This is a genomic window from Candidatus Kuenenia sp. (assembly GCF_027493735.1).
In the GTDB taxonomy this organism is placed as follows: Bacteria; Planctomycetota; Brocadiia; order Brocadiales; family Brocadiaceae; genus Kuenenia; species Kuenenia stuttgartiensis_A.
Window position 1 is genome coordinate 1 of sequence record NZ_JAOSKF010000017.1, and the last position, 2239, is coordinate 2239.

At 39.3% G+C, this 2239-nt stretch carries 1 protein-coding gene; it reads left to right on the forward strand.

Annotation, left to right across the window (positions count from 1 at the left end):
• Window positions 1-477: 477 nt before the first annotated feature.
• Window positions 478-1995, forward strand: a complete 1518-nt coding sequence (locus M5U24_RS08420; protein ID WP_099324418.1) for a bifunctional glycosyltransferase/class I SAM-dependent methyltransferase — start codon at window positions 478-480, stop codon at window positions 1993-1995.
• The last annotated feature ends 244 nt before the right edge of the window (window positions 1996-2239 follow it).

Sequence of the window (2239 nt, forward strand, 5' to 3'; positions counted from 1 at the left end):
CATATACATCATACCCAAGACTTATATGCAGCTAAAGTTTTGGGGCATGTCCCTTATGAGCGAGCAATTTAACGATACTCGAGATGCTCATAAAATGTAAATCCATAACCCACGAAGTGCTTTTTTTAGTAATACTTTGTTTTTTTAAAAAATTCCAACAATCTCGATGTTTGCCGTATATTGTAGAGGTGAATCATCTGCTATAAATTGTCATAAAAGCGTTCATACCCAAACTGGCAAATGCCTAGTTCATCGTTTCGTTAAAATGTGTACGTAAAAAAATGTCATTGCGAGTAGTGGAGCGACGAAGCAATCTCTTGTTCCCAAAAGACTTAAGATTGCTTCGCTGTCGCTCGCAACGACTGTATCAATGTAGGTATTTTAATGAAACGTTATACTAGCCCCTATTTTTGCAAAAAACTAAAGTTTAACAATTTGAGCCGAAATCCGTGGTTCCCGTCTGATTGAGCATGGCTAATGAATAATATTAAACAACTGGCATTAGAGGTTCTTCAAAACAATCGTGTGGCAGTATTTACTGTTGCTTATAATGCAGAGCAACATATCGAAGATGTACTTAATCGTATACCGAAATGGGTTGCAGAGAAATTAGCGGAAATCTATATTATTGATGATCGGTCCACCGACGACACATATAGCAAGGCACAGAATATTCAGTGGTCAGGAGAAATTGCTCCGCTACGAATTTTTCAAACACCTTATAATCAGGGGTATGGCGGCAATCAAAAACTTGGTTACAATTATGCCATCCAAAGAGGTTTTGATATTGTTGTACTTCTCCACGGTGACGGCCAGTATGCCCCCGAAAGCCTGCCCCATATATTAGCCGCTTATACAGAAAAAACAGACGCCGTTTTCGGCAGCCGTTTTTTGCAGAGAGGCGGCGCCTTGAAAGGCCGTATGCCGTTGTATAAATGGATAGGTAATCGGATTCTCACCAAAATACAAAACGCCTTGCTTAAGAGCCAGATGTCTGAAATGCATTCCGGCTACCGCTCTTACCGGGTATCAGCGCTTCGTAAGATTCCTTTTAATTATAATAGTCAGGGATTTGATTTCGATGCGGATATTATTGTGCAATTTCATGCCGCCGGTTTTAAAATAAAGGAAATTCCCATCCCAACGTATTATGGAGATGAAGTTTGTCGCGTAAATGGTGTAGCTTATGCCTGGAATTGTATTAAGACTCTTATTAAATATCGTTTGATGAATTACGAGATTTTTTATGACCCTAAGTTTGATGTAAGGGCGGATATGCAGTATCAATATACCAGTAAATCCGCAAAAAATTCCCTGCACTACCATGTTCGGAATCTTCCAATTGAAAAGGGTAAAACGTTATTAGATATTGGCGGAGGCGCCATTGGAGCTGTTTCAATGGCACATGCGGAACGGGGGGTTGACGTAACGGTTATCGACCAATGTAATGCTGTACAAAGTGATGTTCTCAAACATTATGTAGTGAACCTTGACGAACCATGGGGAGGTCAGTTTCCGGCAGAAAAATATGATTTTGCATTTTCTTTGGACGTTCTTGAGCATTTGAATTGTCCTGAAAAAGGCACTAAAGAAATTTTCAATTTTCTTAAAAGCGGTGGTAAATTATATGCAAGCACTGGTAATGTTGCATTTTTTATTCTTCGGTTGATGCTCTGTTATGGTAGTTTTAATTATGGAAGGAGAGGTATACTTGACTTAACCCATAAACGACTCATGACGGTCAATTCCTTTCGCCGTTTGCTTGAAAACTCCGGATTCAAAGTTGAAAAGATCTTGGGATTTGGGGTTCCTTTGCTGGATATGAACGGCAGTTCAAAACTCATTGCCTTTCTTGATATGACTTCATTCCGGCTGGCAAGAATCTGGCCGGGATTTTTTGCCTTTCAAATTCTGGCGATTTGCCACCGCCCCGATTCAATTGAAGACTTAATGGAACAGACATTCCAAAATAATTGTAACACTTTAGTTTTTTGAAAAAGTAGGGGCGAAGCATTTGCCCGTTTGGGCATGAACGCATTTATGACAATTTTAGCAAATGCTTCGCCCCTACACTATGCGGCAAACACCGCTATTATTGGAATTTTTCAAAAAACTAAAGTGCTACAAATAATTGAAGCGAAATACTTAGTTTCCATTAGTATTCAAAATACATTGCATGTCGTTTACCGCGTTTTATTTCCTCATTAAAGAATTGAGGGGCAACGCAACTAATATAACC

Coding starts and splice junctions, on each gene's coding strand:
- M5U24_RS08420 (WP_099324418.1), top strand. CDS start 478: ATGAATAATATTAAACAACTGGCATTAGAGGTTCTTCAAAACAATCGT.